Annotated in this window: 24 protein-coding genes; 2 read left to right on the top strand and 22 right to left on the bottom strand. The window is 50.8% G+C overall.

From position 1 onward, the window contains the following. Positions 1 to 104 precede the first annotated feature (104 nt). On the top strand, positions 105 to 608 hold the full coding sequence (locus AAC007_RS09910; protein WP_339676376.1) for a GspH/FimT family pseudopilin: 504 nt from the start codon (positions 105 to 107) through the stop codon (positions 606 to 608). A gap of 5 nt (positions 609 to 613) precedes the next feature. Here AAC007_RS09910 and ispH read toward each other — a convergent pair whose 3' ends face one another. The 13 genes from ispH to AAC007_RS09845 form a co-directional block, all read right to left on the bottom strand. Further along, positions 614 to 1,561 carry a 4-hydroxy-3-methylbut-2-enyl diphosphate reductase gene (ispH, locus tag AAC007_RS09905; protein WP_295876849.1) on the bottom strand — a complete coding sequence of 316 codons (948 nt, stop codon included), beginning with the start codon at positions 1,559 to 1,561 and terminating at the stop codon, positions 614 to 616. Between the two features lie 62 nt (positions 1,562 to 1,623). Further along, positions 1,624 to 2,076 carry an FKBP-type peptidyl-prolyl cis-trans isomerase gene (gene fkpB, locus AAC007_RS09900; protein ID WP_339676375.1) on the bottom strand — a complete coding sequence of 151 codons (453 nt, stop codon included), beginning with the start codon at positions 2,074 to 2,076 and terminating at the stop codon, positions 1,624 to 1,626. A 24-nt stretch (positions 2,077 to 2,100) separates the two neighbouring features. After that, positions 2,101 to 2,622 carry a signal peptidase II gene (lspA, locus tag AAC007_RS09895; protein ID WP_339676374.1) on the bottom strand — a complete coding sequence of 174 codons (522 nt, stop codon included), beginning with the start codon at positions 2,620 to 2,622 and terminating at the stop codon, positions 2,101 to 2,103. Then, positions 2,615 to 5,437 carry an isoleucine--tRNA ligase gene (gene ileS, locus AAC007_RS09890; RefSeq protein WP_339676373.1) on the bottom strand — a complete coding sequence of 941 codons (2,823 nt, stop codon included), beginning with the start codon at positions 5,435 to 5,437 and terminating at the stop codon, positions 2,615 to 2,617. Before ileS ends, lspA begins: the two co-directional genes overlap by 8 nt. Positions 5,438 to 5,499: 62 nt before the next feature. Next, positions 5,500 to 6,429: a bifunctional riboflavin kinase/FAD synthetase gene (ribF, locus tag AAC007_RS09885; RefSeq protein ID WP_295876365.1), complete on the bottom strand. Its 930-nt coding sequence runs from the start codon at positions 6,427 to 6,429 to the stop codon at positions 5,500 to 5,502. Between the two features lie 136 nt (positions 6,430 to 6,565). Then, positions 6,566 to 8,158 carry a murein biosynthesis integral membrane protein MurJ gene (gene murJ / locus AAC007_RS09880; RefSeq protein ID WP_339676371.1) on the bottom strand — a complete coding sequence of 531 codons (1,593 nt, stop codon included), beginning with the start codon at positions 8,156 to 8,158 and terminating at the stop codon, positions 6,566 to 6,568. Continuing rightward, entirely contained in the window at positions 8,155 to 8,766 is a 612-nt protein-coding gene (locus AAC007_RS09875) for an NUDIX domain-containing protein (protein WP_339676369.1), read from the bottom strand. Before AAC007_RS09875 ends, murJ begins: the two co-directional genes overlap by 4 nt. Before the next feature lie 36 nt (positions 8,767 to 8,802). Beyond that, a complete protein-coding gene (locus tag AAC007_RS09870; protein ID WP_296435939.1) occupies positions 8,803 to 9,819 on the bottom strand; it encodes an aspartate carbamoyltransferase in 1,017 nt (338 codons plus the stop codon). Positions 9,820 to 9,837: 18 nt separating this feature from the next. Beyond that, a complete protein-coding gene (locus tag AAC007_RS09865) occupies positions 9,838 to 11,643 on the bottom strand; it encodes an ABC transporter transmembrane domain-containing protein (protein WP_296435940.1) in 1,806 nt (601 codons plus the stop codon). 85 nt (positions 11,644 to 11,728) lie between these two features. Continuing rightward, the gene (locus AAC007_RS09860; RefSeq protein WP_295876380.1) at positions 11,729 to 11,992 is read right to left on the bottom strand and encodes a GIY-YIG nuclease family protein; all 264 of its coding nucleotides are present in this window, start codon (positions 11,990 to 11,992) and stop codon (positions 11,729 to 11,731) included. Further along, the gene (gene sbcB, locus AAC007_RS09855) at positions 11,989 to 13,428 is read right to left on the bottom strand and encodes an exodeoxyribonuclease I (protein ID WP_339676364.1); all 1,440 of its coding nucleotides are present in this window, start codon (positions 13,426 to 13,428) and stop codon (positions 11,989 to 11,991) included. Before sbcB ends, AAC007_RS09860 begins: the two co-directional genes overlap by 4 nt. Positions 13,429 to 13,535: 107 nt before the next feature. Next, positions 13,536 to 15,053 (bottom strand): fumarate hydratase, encoded by a 1,518-nt coding sequence (locus tag AAC007_RS09850; protein WP_219044301.1) that lies wholly within the window; start codon positions 15,051 to 15,053, stop codon positions 13,536 to 13,538. A 114-nt stretch (positions 15,054 to 15,167) separates the two neighbouring features. Next, positions 15,168 to 15,959 carry a hypothetical protein gene (locus AAC007_RS09845; protein ID WP_296435944.1) on the bottom strand — a complete coding sequence of 264 codons (792 nt, stop codon included), beginning with the start codon at positions 15,957 to 15,959 and terminating at the stop codon, positions 15,168 to 15,170. A 240-nt stretch (positions 15,960 to 16,199) separates the two neighbouring features. Here AAC007_RS09845 and AAC007_RS09840 point away from each other — a divergent pair, with 240 nt between their 5' ends. After that, the gene (locus tag AAC007_RS09840) at positions 16,200 to 16,853 is read left to right on the top strand and encodes a urate hydroxylase PuuD (RefSeq protein WP_219044303.1); all 654 of its coding nucleotides are present in this window, start codon (positions 16,200 to 16,202) and stop codon (positions 16,851 to 16,853) included. 62 nt (positions 16,854 to 16,915) lie between these two features. Here the strand turns inward: AAC007_RS09840 and AAC007_RS09835 are convergent, their stop codons facing one another. The 9 genes from AAC007_RS09835 to AAC007_RS09795 all read right to left on the bottom strand — a co-directional run bounded on the left by AAC007_RS09835 (position 16,916) and on the right by AAC007_RS09795 (position 26,085). Continuing rightward, the gene (locus AAC007_RS09835) at positions 16,916 to 17,281 is read right to left on the bottom strand and encodes a CoA-binding protein (protein ID WP_339676359.1); all 366 of its coding nucleotides are present in this window, start codon (positions 17,279 to 17,281) and stop codon (positions 16,916 to 16,918) included. Between the two features lie 64 nt (positions 17,282 to 17,345). Further along, positions 17,346 to 17,891: a hypothetical protein gene (locus tag AAC007_RS09830; RefSeq protein WP_339676357.1), complete on the bottom strand. Its 546-nt coding sequence runs from the start codon at positions 17,889 to 17,891 to the stop codon at positions 17,346 to 17,348. A 143-nt stretch (positions 17,892 to 18,034) separates the two neighbouring features. Continuing rightward, positions 18,035 to 18,451, bottom strand: coding sequence for a potassium channel family protein (locus AAC007_RS09825; protein ID WP_295876395.1), 417 nt, complete (start codon positions 18,449 to 18,451; stop codon positions 18,035 to 18,037). Between the two features lie 14 nt (positions 18,452 to 18,465). Next, on the bottom strand, positions 18,466 to 19,401 hold the full coding sequence (locus tag AAC007_RS09820) for a D-hexose-6-phosphate mutarotase (protein ID WP_339676354.1): 936 nt from the start codon (positions 19,399 to 19,401) through the stop codon (positions 18,466 to 18,468). A gap of 39 nt (positions 19,402 to 19,440) precedes the next feature. Then, complete coding sequence (locus tag AAC007_RS09815; protein ID WP_295876401.1) at positions 19,441 to 20,070, bottom strand: class I SAM-dependent methyltransferase; 630 nt, start codon at positions 20,068 to 20,070, stop codon at positions 19,441 to 19,443. Positions 20,071 to 20,320: 250 nt separating this feature from the next. Continuing rightward, entirely contained in the window at positions 20,321 to 23,101 is a 2,781-nt protein-coding gene (locus tag AAC007_RS09810; RefSeq protein ID WP_339676352.1) for a thrombospondin type 3 repeat-containing protein, read from the bottom strand. Between the two features lie 237 nt (positions 23,102 to 23,338). Next, positions 23,339 to 24,994: a chaperonin GroEL gene (gene groL / locus AAC007_RS09805; protein WP_339676350.1), complete on the bottom strand. Its 1,656-nt coding sequence runs from the start codon at positions 24,992 to 24,994 to the stop codon at positions 23,339 to 23,341. A gap of 58 nt (positions 24,995 to 25,052) precedes the next feature. After that, positions 25,053 to 25,343 carry a co-chaperone GroES gene (locus AAC007_RS09800; RefSeq protein WP_219044311.1) on the bottom strand — a complete coding sequence of 97 codons (291 nt, stop codon included), beginning with the start codon at positions 25,341 to 25,343 and terminating at the stop codon, positions 25,053 to 25,055. Between the two features lie 232 nt (positions 25,344 to 25,575). Then, positions 25,576 to 26,085, bottom strand: a complete 510-nt coding sequence (locus AAC007_RS09795; RefSeq protein WP_295876414.1) for an FxsA family protein — start codon at positions 26,083 to 26,085, stop codon at positions 25,576 to 25,578. Positions 26,086 to 26,137: the final 52 nt, after the last annotated feature.

The raw sequence follows: 26,137 nt of genomic DNA, 5'->3' as shown, positions 1-26,137 counted from the left end.
TTAAACGAGGGGTGTATTCGATTAAACCTAAAATCAGCATGGAAGCTGAAAAATCGAAATGAGAACCACTCCTGAGTGTAACCCAATATGGAAAGGAGTCCATAATGGAAAATCGAGGGTATACTTTATTCGAGCTAGTTGCTGCTCTAGCCATAACGGCAATACTCAGCGTCAGCGCCGTTCCAGCCTTTTACAACCTTCTGCAACAATATCGTCTGCGCTCCGCAGGTCAGCAATTGTTCCATTTTCTCACCAGCGCGAGAGCGACCGCAGTAATGCGTAGCAAACAAATCACCGCAGAAAATAGCGATGGCGATTGGTCTACGGGCGCGACACTGTTCGAAGACGACAATGGCAATGGCGCACAGGACAACGGCGAAGCCGTTTTGCTACGCTTGGGAAATCAGGGAAATGTGCAAATACAAGGAAACCGCTGGGTTGCGGATTATGTCATGTTTGCGCCCGACGGCAGCGCTCAAACCACTAGCGGTGCCTTTCAGGTCGGCACAATTACCGTCTGTCAGGCCGGATATAACGAGGCATATCAGTTAATTATTAGCATCGGTGGTCGGGTACGAATGATCAATACCGAGATTGAAGAATGCTGACTGGCCTAAGAAACGTCGACTAAGCGCAGCTCTTTAGGTAGCGAGAAGGTGATATTTTCTGGCCGACCGTCTAGCTCCACGGGTATGGAAGCCCCCAGCTCACAAAGTCGGTCAATCACCGCGCTCACTAGTACTTCCGGTGCGGAGGCACCTGCGGTAATACCAATTTTGGGTTTACCTTCAAGCCATTCGGGTCGAATATCTTCTTCGCTGTCAATTAAATAGGCCCGGCAGCCAATGCGTTCTGCTAATTCACGCAAGCGATTTGAATTTGAGCTATTCGGTGAACCTACCACCAACACAAGATCTACCTGCTGCGCCAAGGTCTTAACTGCGTCTTGCCGGTTTTGGGTGGCATAGCAGATATCATCTTTGCGCGGACCTTCTATATTTGGAAACTTTCCCCGCAGCGCTTTAATCACCGCAGCGGTATCGTCCATCGATAAGGTGGTTTGAGTCACATAAGATAGGTGGCTGGGATCTTTCACCTCGAGGGCCAGTGCCTGCTCGACATCTTCAACTAGATATATTTCGCCACCTTGGGAGGCGTCGTACTGCCCCATCGTACCTTCTACTTCGGGGTGGCCCTTGTGCCCAATCAAAACGCACTCGCGACCCGCGCCACTAAAATTGACCACTTCCATATGGACTTTGGTCACCAGCGGGCAGGTGGCATCAAATACTTTCAAGCCACGACGATCAGCCTCAGTACGCACGGCTTGCGACACACCGTGGGCACTAAATATAACGATTTTGTCGTCTGGCACTTCGTCTAACTCGTCGACAAATCTCGCGCCGCGCTGACGCAAATTTTCGACCACAAATTTATTGTGAACGACTTCATGACGAACATAGATTGGGGCGCCAAATACATCCAGGGCGCGATTAACAATTTCAATCGCGCGATCAACACCAGCGCAAAAACCACGGGGGTTCGCCATTTTAATTTGCATTTTGTCGCCAGCGTCACTCATTACTTCATCACACCCAGATTGCTGCTTCGCTAAAATCTCTATTAGTTTGTATCAGCCTGCGCGCTGACGCTTAAAATTTCAACTCGAAAATTTAGCATTCTCCCTGCCAGTGGATGGTTAAAATCCACCATGACAAAGTCATCATCTACTTCGCTTACGACACCTGGCAATTCGGCACGGGCTGCATCGGCGAAGGAAATCACCAAGCCTTCTTCTAATACCATGTCGGCGCCAAACTGGCTGCGCGGGAAACGCTGAATATTCGCGGGATTGCGCTGGCCAAAACCGTCTTCCGGCGCCAGAGTAAAGTTCTCTTTTGCACCGGCCTTTAATCCCAGCAGTTTAGCTTCGACGCTCGGCAACAAATTACCATCGCCAAATACAAAGCTTGCCGGCTTGCCGCCGAAGTTAGAATCCACTTCATCGCCGTCAATTATACTTAAAGAGAAATGCAGGCAAATTTCAGTGCCCGGTGCTATGCAAATATTCGTCATGATGTATTTATTTCCAGTCAGCTTTTAGGCTGATTTTTTCGGCTCGGGGTTCAGAACCATATCGAGTAATAGAAGACAGGCGCCCACACTGATGCCCGCGTCGGCAATATTAAAGGTTGGAAAATAGCTTGTGCCCCAGTGTACTGAAATAAAATCAATAACATGGCCGTAATACATACGGTCCCACAAGTTACCTACCGCGCCTCCTAACACCAACGCCAAGGCCAGTGACAGCAACCATTGTTGACGTTGCAAGCGCATCAACCATACACAAATATACGCACTTACTGCCAAGGCGATCACCGAAAAAAACCAGCGCTGCCAACCACCCGCATCACTCAAAAAACTAAACGCAGCACCGCGGTTATAGTGCAGCGTAATGTCCAACACCGGCAGAATTTCTATTGGGCTGGCATAGTCCAAATTGCTGTCAGCAAAATATTTACTAATCTGATCCAGCACAATTACCGCGACGGCTATCAGCAACCAAAACACGCGGCTTCGGCGCTGTGCCGCAGTTTCGCTATCCACTCCGGCATCATGCATACAGACGCACTTCCCCATCGCCATCAACGTTGTCGATGCAACGGAAACACAACTCTGGGTGCGCAAGCGACTGCCCCACATCCTCTCGGTGATGCCAGCAGCGCGCGCACTTACTGCCATCACTAGCCGCGACGCGCACCTGCAAACCCTCTACATCCGTTTCAATTGCTTCATTAACAGCAGACAAAGGTGCCAGGCGTGCCGCCGAAGTAATCAACACAAAGCGCAGCTCATCACCGAGGGCATTTAAAGTGTTCATTAATGACTCATCACAGAACAAGGTCACCTCAGCTGCTAAACTGCCGCCGACAAAGCCCTCTTTTTTAGCGCCTTCAAGCACCTTGTTCACCGCCGACTTAACATCTTGAACCGTGTCCCAGAAGCCATCGCCCATCTTGTTATCGGCAGGCATTTTATCCAGCCCCAAATACCATTCTGCGGCAAACACGGTACCTGACCGCTGGCCTGGTAAATGCTCCCACAATTCGTCTGCCGTAAAGCTCAAGATGGGCGAAATCCACCGCGTGAGTGCTTCTGCAATATGGTAGAGCGCGGTCTGCGCAGAGCGGCGCGGTAAACTATTCGCCTTGGTGGTGTATTGACGATCCTTGATAATATCCAGATAAAAACCACCCAACTCCAAGACACAGAAGTTATGCAGCTTTTGATACACCAAATGGAATTGATAGGCATCGTAGGCCGCCACAATTTCGTCTTGTAACACCGCGGCACGATGCATAATCCAACGGTCTAAAGCCAGCATCTCCGAAGGCTCAACCGCATGTTCCGTCGGCTCAAAACCCGCCATATTCGCCAGCAGGAAACGCGCGGTATTACGAATGCGACGATAGGAATCCGCGGTGCGCTTGAAGATCTCATCCGATACCGTCATTTCATTGCGGTAATCGGTGGCCGCCACCCATAGGCGCAGGATATCAGCGCCCAAGGTATTCATGATTTTCTGCGGCGCCACCACATTGCCAACAGACTTAGACATTTTGCGCCCCTGCGCATCGACGGTGAAGCCGTGGGTCAACACCCCCTTATACGGGGCCACGCCACGCGTTGCGATTGAAGTCAGCAATGACGACTGGAACCAGCCGCGATGCTGGTCAGACCCTTCAAGGTATAAATCGGCGGGAAACTGAAGGCTCTCAAGCTGTGACAGCACCGCGTAGTGGGTTACACCGGAATCAAACCACACATCTAAGGTGTCGTTTACTTTACTGTATTGTTCAGCGTCGTCACCCAGTAATTCCGCCGCGTCTAAATCGAACCAGGCTTGAATACCGCCTGCCTCGACAAGCTTGGCAATTTGCTCAATCAATTCAGCCGTGCGGGGATGTAATTCCGCGGTTTCGTTGTGGGCAAATAAGGCAATCGGCGCACCCCAAGTACGCTGACGAGAAATACACCAGTCTGGCCGCTCTTGCATCATAGATTCAATGCGTGCGCGTCCCCAGCCCGGCGTCCAATTCACCGTATCGACGGCCGCCATCGCCATATCAAGCAGGCCATTTTGCTTCATGCTCACAAACCACTGCGGTGTGGCGCGGAAAATAATTGGGCTTTTATGACGCCAGCAATGCGGATAGCTGTGTTCAAAATGCTTGCAGTGCAACAAGCGGCCGCGCTCAGTCAGGGTGGCAATGACGTTATCGTTGGCCTTGAAAACGTGCTGCCCCTCAAATAACTCGGTGCCCTCTAAAAACGTACCGTTGGCCGCGACCGGATTATAAACCTCTAAACCGTATTGCTTGCCTACCACAAAGTCGTCTTGACCGTGCGCTGGCGCCGTGTGAACAGCGCCGGTACCGGCATCGGTAGTCACGTGATCGCCTAAAATAACGGGAACCTGACGGCTGTAAAACGGATGTTGTAACAGCAGGTTTTCTAGCGCCGCACCTTTGCAGCGACCGACAAGCTCAAATGACTCTACTTCGTAGCGCGCCAGAGTAGATTCGTGTAGCGCTTCTGCTAGTAGCAACACCATCTTGGCGCCGCTCTCACCGGTGAAACTCACCCAAACGTAATCAAGCTCTGGGTGCAAGCACACCGCCATATTAGCTGGCAGCGTCCACGGCGTGGTGGTCCAAATCGCTAGATTCAGCTCGCCGTCGATATCAGCGGGCAAACCGGTTTTTACGATCGCCGCGTCGCGATCTACTACCGCAAACGCCACGTCGATAGCGGGCGAGGTTTTATCTTTGTATTCAACTTCCGCTTCGGCTAGCGCTGAGCCGCAATCCATACACCAATGCACGGGCTTAAACCCCTTATGCATATGGCCATTTTCAACAATTTTGCCCAAGGCGCGGATGATATTCGCCTCGAAATGGAAGTCCATGGTGAGATAGGGTTTATCCCAATCGCCAAATACGCCCAAGCGCTTGAAGTCTTCGCGCTGACCATCCACCTGCTTATAAGCGTATTCACGGCACTTCTCGCGGAAGGTCGCCGCGTCGACTTTGTGGCCGGCCTTGCCGACTTTCTTTTCAACGTTTAACTCAATTGGCAGACCGTGACAGTCCCACCCCGGCACATAGGGCGCATCAAAACCACTGAGGGTTTTTGATTTAACAATCATGTCCTTGAGGATTTTGTTTACCGCGTGACCGATGTGAATATCGCCATTCGCATACGGAGGACCATCATGGAGAATAAATTTCTCGCGGCCTTCGCGCGCATCGCGAATTTGCTGATACACACCCTCGTCCTGCCAGCGCTTTAGCATGCCGGGTTCGCGTTGCGACAAATTCGCCTTCATCGCGAAGCTCGTCTCGGGTAAATTCAGGGTGTGCTTATATTCACTCATATTGGTGTTCTGTATATTCCAAAGTAATCAGTACTGTTAATTAAAGCCGCAGCTTAGCTAAACTAAATATCGAAATAATTTTTCGCTTGCTCAACATCTCGTGCTATTTGCGCTTTAAGCGCATCAAGCCCATTGAATTTGTGTTCTTCCCGCAGCTTTTTGCGGAACACAACCGTGATATTGCGACCGTAAATACTCTGTTTAAAGTCGAGAATATGCACTTCTAAAATAGCCTTGGACAAATCACCCACTGTTGGTCGCACCCCAACATTGGCAACTCCGGGCCGCACGACACTGTCTGCGCCATGCACTTCCACCGCAAATACGCCCGACAAGGGCGAACGCAAACGATGCAATTCCATATTTGCCGTGGGGGTACCAATAGTTCGCCCCAACTGCTGACCGACAATAACCCGCCCAGAAATACTGTAGGGGCGGCCCAGCAAGCGCTCCGCCAAATCAAAATCAGCGCTACCCAATACCTCGCGGATTCGCGTGCTGCTAACGCGCTCGCCGGTCACTTCAAGCGTTGAGGTATCGACAACCTCAAAGCCGTCGATCTTGCCGGCCTTACGCAGTAGGTCAAAATCGCCACTGCGATTGCGGCCAAAACGCAAATCGTCGCCAACCACGATGTACTTCACACCCAGCCCGACAACGAACAACTTATGGATAAACACATTGGCGGTCATGTCGCGAAAATCTGGCGTGAAGCTAATTCGCACAACGCGATCTATGCCCAAGTCGCGCAGCGCAATAAATTTCTCTTTGAAGCTCATTAAGCGCGCAGGCGCTTCGTCGGGGGAAAAAAACTCACGCGGCAGCGGTTCAAACAAGACAACCGTAGACGGCAGGCCCATTTCACGACCCTTGGCAATTAACTGGCGCAACACGGCCTGGTGTCCTAAATGCACACCGTCAAATGCCCCAATCGTGGCGACGCAGCCACGATGACGAGGTCGAAAATGTTGAAATCCGCGGATTAACTCCATGGCAGCCGTCTTGTTACCCAACAAAGCGAGGGATTATAGCCCAGGAGTAGGCCTGACTAAAACGCTAGTGTTCGCTAGTCTTGCCACTCCCGCCGGCCGGAAACAGATCATGACAGTAAAAACAGGCTAGCGATCACTAGTGTGCAGCAGTTCCCTTGATGTCTCGCAGCCGTAAACCACCTAACAACATAACAAGAATGTAGGCACCACCGCCGGCTAGACAAAGCGCCAACAAATGTAAAGAGCGCTGCCACACACTCCAAACCTCCCAGTCATTAAACCACTGCAAGCCAAAGTACAAGCATGCGCTCATCGCCGCCACGCCGCAGAGCAACTGCAGATAGTAACGCCCCCAGCCAGCCAGCGGCGCAAAGCCCGCATTGCGACGCAAGCCCCGATACAACAGCCCCGCATTAAGCCAAGCCGAGCCCGCCGTCGCCAGCGCCAAGCCCGCGTGACCGATCTGCCAGTAGTGATGCAGCGGAACAACAAAAGCGATATTCATCACCATATTTGACACCATCGCGATAATACCTATGCGCACCGGCGTCTTGGTGTCCTGACGCGCATAAAACCCCGGCGCCAGTATCTTGATTAACATAAAGGGAATGAGGCCGAGGGTGTAGGCACGCAAACTCAAGCTCGACATTTCCACGTCGCGCATTTGCAGCTCGCCGTACTGAAACAGGGTAATTAAAATTGGCTCAGCTAATAGCATCAACGCCACCGCTGCAGGAACGGCCATGAGCAATACACTGCGCAACCCCCAATCTAAGGTCGCGGAATACGCGACGTCATTGCCGCCAGCGCGCTGGCGGGACAGGTTGGGCAATACCACGGTGGCAATGGCGATGGCGAAGACGCCCAGTGGCAACTCTACCAAGCGATCAGAGTAATAAAGCCAAGAGATACTGCCCGTGGGTAAAAATGAGGCCAAAATTGTGTCTAGCAGCAAATTAATCTGGCTGACCGACACCCCAAACAAAGCTGGGATCATTAGGGTGACGATCTTTTGCACGCCTTCGTTGTGCCAGTCCCAGCGCGGCCGCGGCAGCATTTGAATCTGCTGTAAAAAAGGCAGTTGAAATACCAACTGCACCGCACCGGCCATCAACACCCCCCACGCCAAGGCCATCGCCGGCTCGGCAAAGTACGAGGACATATAAAGCGCGGAGACAATCAAACACACATTCAATAGCACTGGGGTAAAGGCCGGCACGGCGTAGCGGCCAAAGGTGTTTAATATGCCGCCAGCAAAACCGGTCATCGAGATCAAAAACAGATACGGAAAAGTAATCCGAATCATGTCAGAGGTCAGCGCAAACTTGGCTGGATCATCCCGAAAGCCGGGAGCAAATATTGTCGCGACCAAGGGCGAGGCTATAACTGCGACAGAGGTTACCAATAGCAGCACACCGCCCAGCGCACCGGCGGTGCGGTCGATAAGCAGCTTAACCGACTCTTTGCTGCCTTTTTCATTATATTCAGAAAGCACGGGCACAAAGGCTTGCGAGAACGCGCCTTCGGCAAACAAACGCCGTAGGAAATTGGGAATTTTAAAGGCGACAAAAAAACAGTCCGCATTACTGCTGGCGCCGAGGAAAATTGCGATGACGACATCGCGAACAAGCCCCAAGACTCGCGACATCAGGGTCATCACGCTGACCAGCAAACTCGATTGCAGCAAGCCGCGTTGCTTGGCTGGCTTTACTGTCGCCGGCTCACTCATGCTCCCCACCGCTGACGCAATGTATCTCGATGCTGACGCAGCCACTGCATGGCGATGATACTGTGAGCATTATTTATTTTGCCGGTATCGAGCATGGTCATCGCATCCGCAAAGGGAATAACTTGGGCGTGAATATCTTCCCCCTCATAGGCAAGTCCAAAATAGCCACCCGCCGCACTTAGGTCTGCACGACCACAAAACAAATAAAAGTATTCGTCACTGCCACCTGGCGAGGAGTAGTACTCAGCTATCGCCTCCATTTCGCCAATGTCTATACCCGCTTCTTCCTTGGCTTCGCGGCGCGCTACCTCGGCGGGGCTTTCATCGGTATCAATAATACCGGCGACCAGCTCCAGCAACCACGGACTTTTGGCGCGATGTAATGCCCCAACCCGAAATTGCTCCACCTTTAAAATACAGTCATTGACCGGATCGTAAGGCAGCAGCCCCACTGCCGGGCCGCGCATAAACAACTCGCGGCTCAGCCAGTTTCCCCAGCCACCACCAAACAAACGATGACGTAAACGCAATGCCCGCACCTGAAAAAAACCGCGCCATGCAGCGCGGTCTTCATCAATTTCTACATCCTTACGTTCAAAATCTGCCATTCAAAAAATCCGCTGTCGCCGAGTCAAAAACGAATATTAAAAACGTCTTTCGGTATACCAATTCACGTCCCGAGCGGCTTTATCGACCTGATCGGCAACGTCGAGGGTGAGCGCAAACAAGGCCATGCGCACCAAGACACCATTGTCAGCCTGCCTAAATATTGCCAAATTCGGGTTGTCGTTCAGGTCATTATCCAGCTCATTGGCCTCGGTGCGAGAATCCCGCGGCAAAGGATGCATGATGACGGTATTGGGCTCACAGTAGCGGGTGTATATCGATTGATTTAACCGGTAGCGGCCGCGGTATAAATCCGCCTCAGCGGGGCTGGCAAAGCGCTCTTCCTGTATCCGTGTTGAATAGGCGATATCCACCTTTGAAATACTGCCTTCCATCACGTCAGATTCTTGCACCGTGTGACCAGCTTGCCGCAACTGCTCAACAATCGCTTCCGGCATTTTCAATTCATCCGGAGAAATAAGTACCACAGTTACGTTTTTGTATAAGCATAGTAATTTACACAGGGAGTGCACCGTGCGGCCGTATTTTAAATCGCCAATCATGGCGATACGCAGTCCGTCGAGATCGCTACGTCCCTGATGCTGCAGTTCTTTACGAATAGTATATAAATCTAATAAGGCTTGGCTCGGATGCTCATTCGCACCATCCCCACCATTCATCACCGGCACTCGACTCGCCGCCGCAAACTCAGCAACCGAGCCCGACACGGGATGTCGCATCACAATCACATCGCTATAACCGCTTAACACCCGTGCGGTATCGTAGAGCGATTCGCCTTTGGCAATGGCCGAGGTTTCAAAACCAGTGGTCTCACGCACCTCGCCACCCAAAAGATTAAATGCACAACCAAAACTCACACGAGTTCGGGTAGAGGGCTCAAAAAACATATTGCCTAAAATGGCACCGTCGAGCACCTTGGTAACGCGTTCGCGATGAGCGTAGGGCACCATGCGATCGGCAACCTCGAACACCCGCTCAATATCATTGCGATCAAACTGACTGATAGAGAGAATATGACTGCCAGAGAATTTCACTTCTACCTCTCCAAAAAATTAAACCGTCGCTACCACGTCGGGTGCATTAACGCCTTCATCAAATTGCAAACTCGCCCAACGTGCATAGAGCGGCGAGCTCTGTAAAAGTTCGGTGTGACTGCCAGTCGCAACCAACTTGCCATGATCCAGCACCGCAATAATATCAACATTCACCACCGTGGCTAAACGGTGGGCAATCACGATGGTAGTGCGCCCCTTCATCAATAGCTCTAGCGCCCGTTGAACTTGGTATTCGCTTTCGGCGTCCAGCGCACTGGTCGCCTCATCCAGCAATAATAAAGTCGGGTCAGCCAATATCGCTCGCGCAATGGCGATACGTTGACGCTGACCACCGGACAGGCGAATACCACCCTCGCCCACAAAACTGTCGTAGCCCTCGGATAGACGCTCAATAAACTCGTGGGCGTAGGCCGAACGCGCCGCCGCCTCAATTTCTTCCGCACTGGCGTCCGGTTTGCCGTAGCGAATATTGTCAGCCACGGTGCCGGTAAATAACACCGGTTGCTGGGGAACCATGGCAATTTGGCTGCGAAGATCGTCAAGGCTCAATTCACGAATATCGATACCGTCAAAGCGAATAGCGCCTTGCTGAACATCATAAAAGCGTAGAATCAAATCCACTAAGGTCGATTTACCAGCGCCTGAACTGCCAACTAAAGCCACGCTACTGCCAGGGGAAATATTCAAATTTAAATTATCTATGGCGCGCTGTTCAGGTCGGGACGGATAACTAAAACCCACATTTTCAAACTGCAAATACCCCTGAGGAGCTGTCGGCAACGATTGCGGTTTTTCGGGTGTCGGCACCAAATTTTCAGCTGCCAGTAATTCAAGTAGGCGCTCAGTGGCACCCGCCGCGCGCTGCAAATCGCCATAGACTTCTGAAATAGCGCCTACCGATGCCGCGACCATTACCGCGTAAAAAATAAACGCCGCTAACTCACCACCACTGATTTTGCCCGCTAGCACATCTAAACCGCCGACCCACAACATCGCAGTTACCGCACCCAAAACCAAGGTAATCACGGTGGTCGAAAGCCATGCACGCTGATTTATTCGCCCAATTGCCACAGTGAAGGCAGATTCCACATGGCCGTCAAATGCTTGCTTATCCAGCTTCTGATGGTTAAAGGCTTGAACCATTTTTATATTTTTAACTGCTTCGCCAACAAAACTACCGACGCCGGCAATACGATCTTGACTGGTACGCGACAGCGTGCGAACGCGACGCCCAAAAACAATAATCGGCACCACCACCAGTGGCACGCTTAGCATCACTAGACCCGTTAATTTGGGGTTGGTGATAAACAATAAAATAAGACCGCCGACGAACATTAAGAAATTACGCAGCGCAATCGATACCGATGACCCAATTACGGTTTGCAGCAAAGTGGTGTCGGTGGTGATCCGAGACTGAATTTCGCCGCTGAGATTGGTTTCAAAATAGCCGGGATGAAGATGAATAACGTGGGCAAAAACTGCTTTGCGCAAATCTGCACTCACCCGCTCGCCAATCCACGACACCAAATAAAATCGCACAAAGGTGCCGGCAGCAAGTAGCAAAATCATGACCATAAACAGGAGCAAGGCCTGATTCAAAGCTGCTTCCGAGGCGTTGCTGGAGAAACCCTGATCAACCAACATACGCAAGCCTTGGCCGATGGACAAGGTAATGCCCGCAGTGCAAATCAAGGCAATACTGGCGCCGACCATCTGCCAGCGATAGGGCTGCAAAAATGCCATCATCGCTTTGAGTACGCCGACGTTCGTGCTTTTTTCGCGCTCTGAACCGGTATCCGTCATAACTCTCCCCTGCTTAGCCGCGCATTATCGCTTTTATATGCAACGCGGGAAAGCGGCGTTTGCGGGCTTTTGCTATTCAGGTAAATTATCCCTTGGATTCAATGATGAGAGACTCTTTTTCACTTCTGCGCATTTTTTTGATTGCCGCTTCGCGCTGCGACGCGGTGGAGCGATTTTCAGCGGGCTCGCGATAGACGATGGCATCGGCGGGGTCTGTTCGGAAAAACCGCGCACCGCGACCACCTTCGCCGCAGTGTTCTCTAAATCGACGCTCAGGGTCTGTGGTGATTCCGGTATACAGCTTGCCGCTGCGGCTGCGCACCATATATACCCACCAAGCCGAACTCACAAACCTTCTTGCTCTAAGGCATCGGCGTAGTCGTTTAATTCACTCAATATCATTGCGTCAGTACTAGATGTCCGCTCTTGTGCAAGCTCTGCTAAACGCTGACGAAAAGCAGCCAAACCCAGCTGCCCCTGCTCTGGCTCACGCAGACAGCGACGGCAGAAACTGCGCCAATGCTCGCGCTCTGAATCCGACAAGCTCATGGGGAAATTACGCGCACGATAGCGCCACAGTAGTTCCGGCAAGCGCGCGTCGCTAAAGTGATAGTTTTGCATAGCGAGAATATCCGGCGTGGCGCGGCGAACCTCATCCATCATTTTTTTATCGTCGCCGCTAAAAAATCCGCCGCCATAAAGCATGACGTCTGGATCATTGCTCTGCGCAAACTCCCGCGCGCCGAATATAATCTGCAATTTCTCAGCTACACCGCTGGCCTTATGGAGCTGCGCCCAATGACGTCGACATTGAGTCATATCAATCTGTAGTCGCTGGCTCACCGCCTCGTCAACGAGTTTTGCGGTGGCGATGATAGGCGCACGATTTATATGAATTTCCTTTAAGGGAATTCGCTCGGTGCCCTCCGGTAAATCTGCAGCTGCGCTGAATACCCGCGCTGCAATTTCCTCGGCCGACAAGTCAATTAAAGGCGTGGGATCGACGCTAAGATCATAGACAATAACACTGTTTTTATTATCGGGATGCAATGCGAGCGGCATCATCAGTGCAGAACAAAACTTGGCCGCTGGCAGACGGCCCGAGACGTGCAACACCGGCACTTGCGTCACCACATCTAACATGGCGGCGACTGTCCGCTTGTCGCGCAAGCTCAACGCGTAATCAAATAGTTTTGGCTGACGTTGCTTCAGCAATTTGGCCAGATCGATAGTCGCGTAGACATCGGACAAGGCGTCGTGAGCAGACTCGTGACTGAGACCGTTAGCCGCACTCAATTCTTCTAGTTTAAAACTGGGGGTACCGTCTTCACGCAGCGGCCACTCTATGCCTTCTGGCCTTAAAGCGCGGCACAGGCGAGCGACATCAATAAGATCCCAGCGCGAATTACCGTTCTGCCACTCCCGCGCATAGGGGTCATAAAAATTGCGATACAAGGTATAACGAGTCACCTCATCGTCGAATCGAATACTGTTGTAACCGACGCCGCAGGTGCCTGGCTGCGATAACTCCGCGTGCACGGTAGCAATAAACTCTGACTCAGGTACACCCTCTTGCAAGGCTTGCTGGGGCGTGATCCCGGTAATCAAACACGCTTCGGGATGAGGGAGATAATCGGGACTGGGACGGCTGTAAACCATCAATGGCTCGCCGATTATATTTAAATCAGCATCGGTTCGCACACCGGCAAACTGCACCGGTCGATCGCGGGCGGGGTTAGCCCCCCAGGTTTCGTAATCGTGCCAGTAGAAGGTTTGATTGGCCAAAGTTTACCCCTATACGCGAAAAACGCTTACTGTCGGGCGTCAGATGTCTGGCGTCAGACGTGCAACCAGACATCTCCCGTTCTTCGTCAGACGCCAGACGCTCGACGTCAGACTACCTCAATCGCCTGCTCTTCGATTTTAGCCTTCCAAATCTGAGGACCAATTTTGTGTACCGATTCGCCGCGAACATCTACTGCCACTGTGACCGGCATATCTTCAATAGTGAACTCGTAGATAGCTTCCATGCCTAACTCTGGAAAACCAACCACTTCAGACTTCTTAATGGCCTGCGCCACTAAATAAGCCGCACCGCCGACCGCCATTAGGTAGGTTGCACCAAACTCTTTAATCGCCTCGATAGCAACATCACCGCGCTCAGATTTACCAATCATGCCCATTAAGCCGGTTTCAGCCAACATAGTACGGGTAAATTTATCCATTCGGGTTGCGGTAGTTGGACCAGCGGGACCAACCACTTCGTCGCGCACCGGGTCTACTGGGCCAACGTAATAAATAAAGCGGCCTTTCAAATCGACCGGTAATTTTTCGCCTTTGGCCAACATATCGACCATTTTCTTGTGGGCGGCATCGCGACCGGTAAGCATTTTACCGCTCAACAATACCGTGTCGCCGGGCTTCCACGTTGCCATTTCTTCTTGAGTAACGGTGTCTAGGTTGACACGCTTTACATCGCCACCGGCTTCGCGGGTCACTTCTGGCCATTCATCCAAAGACGGCGGTGTCAGTGCCGCTGGGCCACTGCCATCAAGAGTAAAGTGGGCGTGACGCGTCGCTGCGCAATTCGGAATCATCGCAACAGCTTTGTTCGCTGCATGGGTTGGGAAGTCTTTTACTTTTACATCTAAGACCGTGGTTAAACCGCCTAAACCCTGCGCACCAATACCGAGCTTGTTTACTTTTTCAAACAGCTCAAGGCGCAGCTCTTCAGCGCGATTACTCGCACCACGCTTTTGCAAATCATGGATATCGATAGGATCGAGCAACGCTTCTTTAGCGATAATCATCGCCTTTTCTGCCGTGCCGCCGATACCAATACCAAGCATACCCGGCGGACACCAGCCGGCACCCATGGTGGGCACCATTTTTAAGACCCAATCCACCACCGAGTCAGACGGGTTCAACATGGCGAACTTGGATTTTGCCTCAGAACCGCCACCCTTAGCAGCGACGTGAACATCAACCGTATTGCCAGGAACAATCTCATAGTGGATAACAGCTGGCGTATTGTCTTTGGTGTTGGCGCGAGCACCGTCTGGGTCGGCCAAAATGGAGGCACGCAGCACGTTATCAGGCAGATTGTAGGCGCGGCGAACGCCTTCATTCACCATGTCGCTAACACCCATATCGCCCTGCCACTGCACATCCATACCGACAGTTAAGAACACAGTAACGATGCCGGTATCTTGGCAAATGGGACGTTTACCTTCAGCACACATACGGGAGTTAATTAAAATTTGCGCCATCGCATCTTTGGCAGCGGGATTCTGCTCGCGCTGATAGGCTTCATCCATTGCACGGATGAAGTCGACGGGATGATAGTAAGAGATGTATTGCAGCGCGTCGGCCACACTTTGAATAAGGTCATCTTGACGAATTACGGTCATTGGAAGACTCCGGCTAAATGGTTGGCGACAGCGCCCAGAAAGGCGGCAGAGTATACACCAGCAGGAGGGCGGTAGTGTAGCGCAAAGGGCCGCACCACCGCATACCGACACAAATTAACGCAGCGCGGGACTACCGGAATGGTACTGTGTCATGGTCTGACGCATCGATTCAATATCGCGGTTAACTTGTTTGCGGAAGGCATTCACCGAATCCAGCCACTCTTCATTTTGTGTAATGCGACGCTCAACATCTTTAACTCGCGCATCCAAGCCGCCACCTGAAGCAACCTGCTTACCCATATTCAGCAACTCTTTTTTATTTACCTCAGCCTGAGCAATAACCCTGTCCAATTTACCCGACATTGAAGTAAAAGATTCGCGATCGCTATTATATGACTTCGCAATTTTATTTAGCTGCTCATCGCTGGTTTTCAATTTGGCCTCTAAAGCCACAATGCGTTTAAGCGATTTATCCATCTCGGACTGCTGCTTAGCTAAGGTCGCTTCGTGCTGAGCTAACTCATCCTTCTGCTTTTTCCACACATTGTCCCAAAGCTTGCGAACTTCTTGATCTAGCTCATTAAGCTTAACGGAGGTGGTCACAGTGCTTTCGCTAATGCTCTCATCGGCAGAGGACAAACGCATTTCCAAAGCATCGAGTCGATCTTGACTCGCCAAAAGCTGCGTTTGGGTTGCGCTTAATTGGTCGTACAAATAGTAAGCAACCCCTGACAGCAGCAAAACCAATACTGTCAGCATGAACATAACAAAACCGCCACCGCCAGCCTTAGCGGGCTCACCTTGCGGCATCGATGCCTGGGCGGGCTTCTTAGGTGCCGCGGGCGGAATAATATCCTCATCATCAATAGAGAGTGAAATTTTTGGTTCCTGTCTGTCCGTACTCACGGTTATAAACTCACTGTATTTGAAAGAGGTAGAAGTGGTGGCATTATGACACCGGCATGTCAGGGGTTAAAGCACCTACCGGCTCATTTGAGTGTTATTCGCTACCCAAGTTCATAGGCTTTGCTATACTTTAGCGGTTTTAGTGTTGCGCATTATGCTCAAACCGCACCCTGTGCGATATTGAGCAAAGGAACAACAATAAAAATCCACGACACAAACACGCAAAATGAGGGTAATTTAATGGATGCATTTATTTCACCAGACCTGCTACTCCGATGGCTTCACGTCCTATTCGGCATCACCTGGATCGGTCTACTTTACTATTTCAACTTCGTGCAAACGGAATACTTCAAAGAAGCTGAAGCGGCTGCAAAAGCAGATGCTGTCAAAAAACTAGCTCCTAGAGCACTCTGGTGGTTTCGCTGGGGCGCGATGTTTACCTTCCTAACTGGCCTCGGATTGCTGCACTTTACTATGGCGCGCGGTTTAAACGGCTACATCATTATCGGCGCACTGATGGGCACCTTAATGTTCTTGAACGTGTGGCTGATTATTTGGCCAAACCAAAAAATCGTCTGCGGAATCGTCCCTGGTGACGCTGCGAAAGCCGCCCCGAAAGCAGGCTTAGCCTCGCGCACTAACACCCTGTTCTCTGCACCCATGTTGATCGGCATGCTTGGTTCATTCCACGGCGCTGGCGCTGCAGGTGCCGCCGCTGTCAGCAAAGCAGGCACTTCCATCAGCTTAGGTTTGTGGATTTGTATCGGTTTAATCGTAGTACTTGAACTGAATGCGATCTTCGGTAAAACCGGCCCAATGACAACAGTGAAAGGCGTTGTACATTGCAGCATTGCCTTAACAGTGGCCATGGTCGCCTTGCTACAATTCGTTTAAGAAAGTTTTAAAAACAAAAAAGGGAGCCAATTTGGCTCCCTTTTTTGTTTTTGGCTGCGAACTTAATACTGGCCAGTTCGCAGCAACACCAAAGTGCAGGCTTCCTCCGCTGCGATTCCCGCACTTTCCAAGCACTCTGCCATCTCTGCAGACTCGGTGCCCGGATTAAAAATGACTCGCCGGGGCGCCAATTCAATAATCTGTGCAAGATCATTTTTCAGTAATTCTGCGCGAACATAGACGGTAACGGTATCGACCTTTTCACACACCTCAGCCATCGACGCAATGCATGACACCCCGCTTACCGCTGCGTGATACGGATTTACCGGTAAGACTCGATGGCCATATTCACTCAGTAGCTGCACAGCTTTAAAGGAATACCGCTCTGATTTCGGGCTTGCACCTAACACCACCACCGTTTCAGCCATTACATACTCCACACATACAAAAACCGGGCGACAAGCGCCCGGTACAAATCAAAAAGCGAGTAAACTACTTCTCGCTTTTGCCCATCCAACGACGCAGGGTAGAGGCAAGCTCTTGCGCATTATAAGCCTCGGCGTCATCTGGCATAGGGTTTTTACCCATTTTAATTTCTAATGACGCTTGGTAATTCGTGCGCGTTGTAGTCGACGAAACACCTCCACTTAAGCGCGACGGAGTCTGGGTCACTACCGTGTCACAGCTCACTAGACCGCAGCGCTGATAAACAGCGGTGTGCCCACCAAAGTCATTTACACCAGAAATACTGGTACTGCTACGACTCTTGCTTTCAGTATCGCGGTTTACCAAGTGAAACCAGTTATATCCATTCTGCAAAGTCAGCTCAGCCGCGCGCAGCATCGCGTAGTCATTTACTGTTTCTTTATCTGTGCGACTATTGCCGGTAAATGTCACTCGGTAACGATCACTACCTAATTCTGTTTCTGTATAACCGTAAGCACCGCGCTCGTCAGCCGGTTGGTACGTTGTCCCTGTGCTGCTACAGCCCACAATAAGTCCAGACAACATAACGGCAAAAATCAACTGTAAACGCATAATATTCCCCTTAGATATTTTAGTTAATCGCGACAGCGCTTATCTACACTTGCCGCCTAACTTTTAATGTAAGTTCATGTTACGCCACTGGAGCTGAACTGAAACTTAACCAAATACCTCACCGCTAAATTCGGTCGAAAATGTCACCAGTTTTTCCGCATTTCCATATACATAAACGACGCCGACCACGCGATCATCACTAAGCCAATAAGAGACTCTAAGCCACACAAAAAACGTAAATCGCCAATCGGGACGATGTCGCCAAACCCCAGCGACGTATAAACCGTAAAGGAAAAATACGCACAATCGAGCATGGTAGCGCTGAAATTACCGCTTAGGCTTCCAAAGCGACCATCAGTATTGAGCTGATAAAAAGCCAATGCAAACAACCAAATCTCAACCGTATGGGCCACCAATACACCAATTAAGCCGACCAAAACCTGATGGCGAGGCGTCGCTAAGCGAGGTAAGAATTTAGACAAGTTAAACAGCGCTTCGTGGTGAATCAATACCACTAGGGAAATCACGACGATGTTAATTAGACAGAGAATAATAAACATATAGGCACCTCTGATTAACCGGAGGAAAGCTGCATCTCGGCAGCTACCATTTCACCCGCGGCCAACTCTAACTCATCAGCAAAGGCCATACCGCGTTCAACACAAACATAGCGCTGATATTGCGAACCGACATCACTCATCGCTCCAGCAAGCTCAGCTCCCGGATTCCAGATCACCACCGTATCGCAGCCTTCACCCTCAATTGTAATTTTGCGATCCCCGTCAATAATAGCCTGCTTGCCAGCCGCTGATTCAAAAACTCGATCTATTTCCCTATCAAAAACCAGACTATCATGCTGTACAAACCGAGCTAAGCCTTGGCAATTATCCAGATACTCCCGACCATCAATGCCATCAATACTTACCGATTGCACCTCACCAACGGAAAAGTAGCTGTGCAATGCAAAGCTGAGCGGCATCGCTTCCTGCCCCTCGTTGGTAACACGTAAGCTAAGACGCAATTTATCACCAAGCTCTACTGTCAGCTCGGCAAGAAATGAATAGGGAAATAACGCTAAATCATCACTCGCTGGACGAAAAGTAAAACGTAATTTAATGACCTCATCGTCACCCTGATGAACATCGTCCAAGGCCCATAATTGGGTTCTAGCTAAACCGTGTTTTGGCAGATCAGCTTGGTGACGATTAACACCAAACCACGGCAAGCACACGGGAATTCCGCCACGTATAGCCTGACCCGGCTGAAAGTTTGAACGTGAACTCAGCCATAGAAGATCACTTTTACCCGCAGGGCAAAAAGACAAAACCTGCGCGCCTTGCAAGGAAATAATTGCGCGGCACTTTGCACTGACACACTCCAGCATCGGCAAATCTGAATTTGATTCTGAAAAGCCGTCTTGCTGAGTAAATACCGCACTCGCAGGACGCAAATATATTTGAGCATTTTGTAATTCAAGTACATCTATGACCGCGGCGGTATCAGCGTCCAATTTAATTTCTCCTTGTTGTTTAACTGTTCAATCAACTGGCTATACACCTTGTCTTCGCAAGACCAGCATGTCATTGGCGCCTTTTTGAAACTGATAGGCAACCGGCTTTAACTCCGCCACATAGTCGCGCTCATTAAAGTAACGCAACACCCCCGGCACATGTTGCGAAAGGCGGCCATCTAAACTTAGCAAAGGATATACTCGCACCTCCTTGGCGACTCGACACATTTCTGTCAGCGCTTCTATGTGCTGAGCAGCATCAATTTGTTCGCTGTACAAAAATAGCAGATGGGAGCACAGCGCCAGATCAAACTCGCCATCAAAGAAAGGTAGCTCGGGTAAGCTCGCCTCGATATATCGCCCCTCATCTAAGCCCTTTTCAAAATCATCGAGAAAACGGTTCATTGCCGACATTCGAACAGACCCCAAATGGCCAGGATCTTTAAAACTAGTCCAGTAATATTGCGCGGCATTGCGCGCCAGCTCAGCGATCATTCCAGGATAAACCCGTTGAATGCGACCGTGAATTTCATCCGCTGAAAATTGATAGACGGGGTCAAACGACATGATACGACCGCCGCGCTGCGTCAGCTCAGCATTAAAGCTAGCTGGGCCGTCGCCGCAACCCAATATATGCCCTTCTAGATCTCGCTCTGACAGTGAAAACATACGGCAGTATTCACCGTAAGATCGCCCCCATGGAACAATGGATGACAGCTCCAAAACATCCTCGCTATTAATGTCAGCCTAGCGGCCAGCTGGTCAGAAAATCATAGCGAACTAAATTCGCCTCACCGCAAAGCAAGTATAGAGATCGCAGTGGTCGCAGCACAAACGGTTTACATTTTACCCAGAAAATTTACGGCCAAAATGCAAAAAGGCGACCCTAAAGCCGCCTTCCCATCACCCTCACCTTAACTTAGGGGGCTGGTAGCCCACCACCCAAGTCAGTCAGATCTGGAAGCCCACCCAACCCTGATCCGCTATCCGCTGCAGGAGCCGCAAGCGACTCAGCGACACTGCGTTCAAAATCTGGCTGGCCATCTGCTTTAACGGCAAACAGAGGCAGACGGAGATTGGCAGCAACGTTTACTGCAACAATAGTCACGTCGCGAGAAAAGGCTTCCAAATACTGCGGGTGGTAACCGCTCAACCACAAACCTAGCTCATCGCCCTGCTCAAGGCGCTCGGCGATACCCACCAAATCAACTTCCGAGCGCTCGCCCAAGCCCCGCACTGGCGCAATCTGATCATCTAATAATCGCCACTCGCCACCGGCGCTGCGAATTGCCACACCCGCGAACAAGATACTATCGCAACCCGTGCGAAGGGTCGGCACGCTACCCATGGCACACACCGCATCGTTAATTAGCTGAGGTGTGGTCACGGCAATATCTAGCTGAGGAATACCCGCAATGATTAAACCATTGCTGTCAGCAACGCTAAGCACTGGCACAACCACCACATCCTGAGCGAGCAAATGTGCCGATTGCGCAGCCACACCATTTAAAACATTGCTGGCCGCTAGGTCGTTAAATTCACTAAAGGTAACGGCGGTGTCATCATTAGCAGAGCGTCGAGCTTTAAACTCTGCCACCGGAATCATCACCGCATCATCGTCCGCCAACGAGGTGCAAATGGCGTTTTCACCACTCAAATACTCAGCCGCAGGCAATCCGCGCAACTTTTCATCAAACCAAGCAATGGTCGCATCGCGCTGATCGATCTCACCGCAGGCGAACTTGCCACCGGGCGCTTGTAGATATAGCGGCTCTGGGGTTTCACCAATAAAGCTAGAAATAATATGCCCACTCTCATGGGTCATCATGCGCACTTCGTGGCCGGTATTTTCTGCGCGCTCACTCAAGCACTGAAAGTTCCACCACGCCTCATTGAAATTAAATAAGGTGTCGCGAATACCTTGAGTGAGCAATATATCAACACCAGGTTGGCCACTGTAAGTATTGCTACCCGGCGCCTCGTTAAACTCACTGGTAATATTATTATTTAGGTCGCTCGCCGCTACGCTATACGGCATAGTCGCCTGGCCATTCAGGCCACACCAATAGCGAGGGCTATGGTAGCTAAACCAATCTAGCGCATCGCGAGGAAACTCATTCGTCGCCAATCCCCGCACCAAGGTTTCAAGCACAAAGGGATCAAGACCTCTTGCTAAAGGGGACTCCTGATTTTCCAGGCCAGGCTGATAACTACCCGCCGATCCACCCGCTACCAACAACAAGGACCAAGCCGACTTAACTACGTCGCCCTGATTAAGACTGTAGGGTAAATTGTGCCAAGTAATATCTGGCACCATGGCATCCAAACGCTGTTTTTCATCAACGCCGTGAATCAACATTTGGTAACCACCGCCGTAGCTAGAACCTACCGAGCCGGCCAGCAAGTTAACGCCACCAGCGACGCTCACCGCCGTCTCTGGGCGGGCGGCAAACTCACCGGTGCCTTCGTCGCGCCAAGCCAAATAATCTAAATTAGCTTCTGCCCAATCTAAAATCTGCAACAGATCCAAGCCTTCAAAATCTGGATCTAATACCCGCACCGTGCCGCCGCTATCACCAAAGCCACGTAAATCAATACTAATCACGGGATAACCACCTGCCACCAAACGGTCAATCGCATTGCCAGTATATTCACCACCGGTATCGCTCACCCTTGCGCCGCCAAAACCATGGCTATGCAATACCAAGGGGTGCGCACCCAGTGCAAGCTGCCCGCAATTGATTTCTGCCGGCTCAAACACTTCAAAACTAATGTTTTCGCCACTCGCTGATGGCAATATCACCTGATAGTGACGATTGGCGCTAACGGAGGCGAAGCTATCTCCACAGGACGCATTGGTCTGCGTGGCAGCACATCCGCTGCCATCAACATTCGCACCGGCGGGCGTATCTGCGCAGAGGTCTAGCTCATTGCTCAGGCCATCGCTGTCGCTATCGCGATTGTCCTCAGGATCACAAACATCGCCAACCGTGTCAGCATCTAGGTCTTGCTGATCTGCGTTGGCCGTCATCGGGCAATTATCAACTGAGTCTATTACACCGTCGCCATCGGTATCGCGATCATCCTGTGGATCACACACATCACCTATACCATCGCTATCAACATCATGCTGACTAGCATTGGCGTCAGCTGGGCAATTGTCTAGACCGTTGTTGATACCATCGTTATCTGCGTCGTTGTCACAGACATCTCCCAAACCGTCGCTATCGGCGTCAGCTTGTCCGGCGTTTGCTACCGCAGGACAATTATCACTAGCGTCAGCAATACCATCCTCGTCGGTATCCGTTGGCTCGCCACCACCATTATTCCCGCCGTCATCACTATTGTCTTCCGGGTCACAGGCATCGCCAATGAGATCGCCATCGGTATCGAGTTGATTGGCATTTGCCACCGAGGGGCAGTTGTCACTGGCATTGGCGACACCGTCGTTGTCGGCGTCGACATCACATGCATCACCCAGCCCATCAAGATCAGCATCGGCCTGACCTGCATTACTATTCATGGGGCAATTGTCGACGTCGTCGGCTATGCCATCGGAATCGGCATCTTGAAGCTGGTTACCGCCGCCTCCGCCATTGCTAGGCGGCGCCGCAGAACGAGAGTCCGACCCAGAACTGCCGCCACAGGCTGACAAAGCGGCGGCAGCGAACAGAATACAAAGGTAACGACTGAGACTCATGACAAACACCTGCACAATTATTTTTATGATTTGAATCAGGCAGCGAGACAAGCCAATCAAACACCCTCTACTGCACATTATTTCAAATATATGTCAATACTACACATGTTAGCAGCGACCACACAAGGCAAAACTAAGATATATTGTTAGATTAAAGACGGGCTTGGCAACGGGGTCAAAATTCAGGCAAAAAAAACCCCGCCGAAGCGGGGTTTTAGATAGTGCGAGGTGGGAAGCTTACATCATGCCGCCCATGCCACCCATACCGCCCATACCACCCATGCCGCCCATATCAGGCATGCCACCGGCTTCATGCTTTGGCGCATCAGCGATCATGCACTCGGTGGTGATGATCAGACCGGCAACTGAACCCGCTGCTTGCAGAGCAGTACGCGTTACTTTGGCAGGGTCAAGAATACCCATTTCCATCATATCGCCGTATTCGCCTGTACCTGCGTTGTAACCGAAGTTACCGGTACCGTTGCGAACTTTGTCTAGCACAACAGAGGCTTCATCGCCTGCGTTGGTCACGATTTGACGCAAAGGAGCCTCAAGTGCGCGCAGTGCAGCGTTAATACCCGCTGTTTGATCCAGGTTGTCACCTTCGATTTTGCCGATATTCGCAATAGCACGAACCAGAGCAACACCACCGCCAGGAACCACACCTTCTTCAACCGCAGCGCGAGTTGCATGTAGCGCATCTTCAACGCGGGCTTTCTTCTCTTTCATTTCCATTTCAGTCGCGGCGCCAACCTTGATAACCGCAACGCCGCCAGCCAATTTAGCTACGCGCTCTTGCAGTTTTTCACGGTCGTAGTCAGAACTGGTATTTTCGATCTGAGTGCGAATCTCGCCAACGCGAGCCTGAATAGCAGCAGCTTCACCAGCACCGTCAACAATCACAGTGTTTTCTTTATCCATGGTGACGCGCTTAGCAGTACCAAGGTGCTCAAGAGTTGCTTGCTCAAGATCCAAGCCTACTTCTTCAGAGATAACAGTACCGCCAGTCAGAATAGCCAAATCTTGCAGCATGGCTTTACGACGATCGCCGAAACCAGGTGCCTTACAAGCAGCTACTTTGACGATACCGCGCATGGTGTTAACAACTAGCGTTGCCAGGGCTTCGCCTTCAACGTCTTCTGCAACAATGATCAGCGGACGGCTAGACTTAGCAACTTGCTCCAGCAACGGCAGCATTTCGCGGATATTAGAGATTTTCTTGTCCGCCAACAGGATGTATGGGCTGTCGTGCTCAACACTCATGTTCTCAGTGTTGTTTACGAAATAAGGAGACAAGTAGCCGCGGTCAAACTGCATACCTTCAACAACGTCTAATTCGTTGTCCAGGCCCTGACCTTCTTCAACAGTGATAACGCCTTCTTTGCCGACTTTTTCCATTGCTTCAGCAATGATATCGCCAATATTTGAATCGCTGTTTGCAGAGATAGTACCTACCTGAGCAATCGCTTTAGTGTCAGCACATGGGCTAGATAATTTTTTAACTTCAGCAACAGCAGCTGCAATCGCCTTGTCGATGCCGCGCTTGATATCCATTGGATTCATGCCAGCAGCAACAGATTTCAAACCTTCGTTCACAATCGCCTGCGCCAATACGGTCGCAGTGGTAGTGCCGTCACCAGCATCGTCAGAAGCGCGTGAAGCAACTTCTTTAACCATCTGTGCGCCCATATTTTCAAGCTTGTCTTCTAGCTCGATTTCTTTCGCCACAGACACACCATCTTTAGTGATGGTTGGTGCACCGTAAGACTTCTCAAGTACCACGTTGCGGCCCTTTGGCCCCAAAGTCACTTTTACTGCGTTAGCCAGAATATTGACACCAGCCACCATACGCTGACGCGCTTCATTGCCAAATACTACGTCTTTTGCTGCCATGATCTTATAACCCTTTTATTAACTAATTCGTTGATTCAAAAGAAATCTTGTGTCGGACTTAAGCTTCTACCACACCAAAGATTTCTGATTCATTCAGAACGATCAGCTCTTCGCCGTCGATTTTTACCGTGCTACCGGAATACTGACCAAAAATAACCAAATCGCCTGTTTTAACGCCAACCGGACGCAATTCACCACTCTCAAGCAATTTACCTTCACCAACAGCCAATACTTCACCTTGGTTCGGCTTTTCTTTTGCAGAACCTGGCAACACAATACCGCCAGCGCTGGTTTTTTCTTCTTCCTTACGACGGACTACAACGCGATCGTATAACGGACGAATTTTCATTTTTATCAATCTCCATTAAATCAATGATTTAGAATTTATAGACCGGCTAAACCGGCATCAGCCCAAACACCTAAGACTCTTCGCCCGTAAGCATTTTGACTTAAACCCCTTTCATACGGATCAGAACAGGCTTATTTGTTCCGACTGGGAAAACCAAGTGCAATCACCAAGTCACCGTGGGCTGTGCTGTAAATGGGGTTCACGGAAAGCATTTCAAGAGCACGGACAAAAATTATTCTTCTTTTTTGTATTCACCCTCGATAATTACCGAATCCTGAGATTGCCCGTCACCAGGCTCGCGATGAACGCCAGCATTGGGACCGCCACTGAAACCCTGAGGGTCGGCACTAAAGGGGCTGGCACCTGTGTGAAACTGATTCATCTGTACCTGCATGACACCGCGCTTGATCAGCCCTGCAATCAGCATCCGGCGCAATGGTGCAATGAGACACACAAAACCAATTGCATCGGTCACAAAACCAGGGGTTAGCAATAGGGCGCCGCCTACCGCCAACATCAAGCCCTCTAGTATTTCGGTAGCGGGTACCTGCCCCGAATTTAAACGCTGCTGAGCGCGGGTTAAGGTCTCTATGCCCTGCTGTTTAAGTAGGGCTGCGCCAATAAGTGCTGTCGTCACCACCATGGCAATCGTTGGCAGCGCACCAATCACAGCGCCAACTTCTATTAACAGCCACATTTCAATAATCGGTAGGCCAATAAACAACAGGAATAACAATCGCATCAGAGGATCACTCAGCTCAGGCTTTCTAAAGATGTTGGGGTGTTAGCAGTAA

It is taken from the genome of uncultured Zhongshania sp. (genome assembly GCF_963975605.1).
GTDB classification, from domain to species: Bacteria; Pseudomonadota; Gammaproteobacteria; order Pseudomonadales; family Spongiibacteraceae; genus Spongiibacter; species Spongiibacter aquimaris.
Note: the sequence above shows the minus strand (reverse complement) of the source record. Positions and strands in the feature narration are given on the sequence as shown.

Excerpts from the sequence above, each read along its gene's own strand:
- AAC007_RS09835 (WP_339676359.1), bottom strand. The coding sequence starts at position 17,281 with ATGGCTGAAACGGTGGTGGTGTTAGGTGCAAGCCCGAAATCAGAGCGG.
- ribF (WP_295876365.1), bottom strand. The coding sequence starts at position 6,429 with ATGGAGTTAATCCGCGGATTTCAACATTTTCGACCTCGTCATCGTGGC.
- lspA (WP_339676374.1), bottom strand. The coding sequence starts at position 2,622 with ATGCATGATGCCGGAGTGGATAGCGAAACTGCGGCACAGCGCCGAAGC.
- ileS (WP_339676373.1), bottom strand. The coding sequence starts at position 5,437 with ATGAGTGAATATAAGCACACCCTGAATTTACCCGAGACGAGCTTCGCG.
- fkpB (WP_339676375.1), bottom strand. The coding sequence starts at position 2,076 with ATGACGAATATTTGCATAGCACCGGGCACTGAAATTTGCCTGCATTTC.
- groL (WP_339676350.1), bottom strand. The coding sequence starts at position 24,994 with ATGGCAGCAAAAGACGTAGTATTTGGCAATGAAGCGCGTCAGCGTATG.
- murJ (WP_339676371.1), bottom strand. The coding sequence starts at position 8,158 with ATGAGTGAGCCGGCGACAGTAAAGCCAGCCAAGCAACGCGGCTTGCTG.
- AAC007_RS09810 (WP_339676352.1), bottom strand. The coding sequence starts at position 23,101 with ATGAGTCTCAGTCGTTACCTTTGTATTCTGTTCGCTGCCGCCGCTTTG.
- AAC007_RS09875 (WP_339676369.1), bottom strand. The coding sequence starts at position 8,766 with ATGGCAGATTTTGAACGTAAGGATGTAGAAATTGATGAAGACCGCGCT.
- AAC007_RS09795 (WP_295876414.1), bottom strand. The coding sequence starts at position 26,085 with ATGCGATTGTTATTCCTGTTGTTTATTGGCCTACCGATTATTGAAATG.
- AAC007_RS09865 (WP_296435940.1), bottom strand. The coding sequence starts at position 11,643 with ATGACGGATACCGGTTCAGAGCGCGAAAAAAGCACGAACGTCGGCGTA.
- AAC007_RS09815 (WP_295876401.1), bottom strand. The coding sequence starts at position 20,070 with ATGTTTTCACTGTCAGAGCGAGATCTAGAAGGGCATATATTGGGTTGC.
- AAC007_RS09910 (WP_339676376.1), top strand. The coding sequence starts at position 105 with ATGGAAAATCGAGGGTATACTTTATTCGAGCTAGTTGCTGCTCTAGCC.
- AAC007_RS09850 (WP_219044301.1), bottom strand. The coding sequence starts at position 15,053 with ATGACCGTAATTCGTCAAGATGACCTTATTCAAAGTGTGGCCGACGCG.
- AAC007_RS09830 (WP_339676357.1), bottom strand. The coding sequence starts at position 17,891 with ATGCGTTTACAGTTGATTTTTGCCGTTATGTTGTCTGGACTTATTGTG.
- ispH (WP_295876849.1), bottom strand. The coding sequence starts at position 1,561 with ATGCAAATTAAAATGGCGAACCCCCGTGGTTTTTGCGCTGGTGTTGAT.
- AAC007_RS09840 (WP_219044303.1), top strand. The coding sequence starts at position 16,200 with ATGGATGCATTTATTTCACCAGACCTGCTACTCCGATGGCTTCACGTC.
- AAC007_RS09800 (WP_219044311.1), bottom strand. The coding sequence starts at position 25,343 with ATGAAAATTCGTCCGTTATACGATCGCGTTGTAGTCCGTCGTAAGGAA.
- AAC007_RS09825 (WP_295876395.1), bottom strand. The coding sequence starts at position 18,451 with ATGTTTATTATTCTCTGTCTAATTAACATCGTCGTGATTTCCCTAGTG.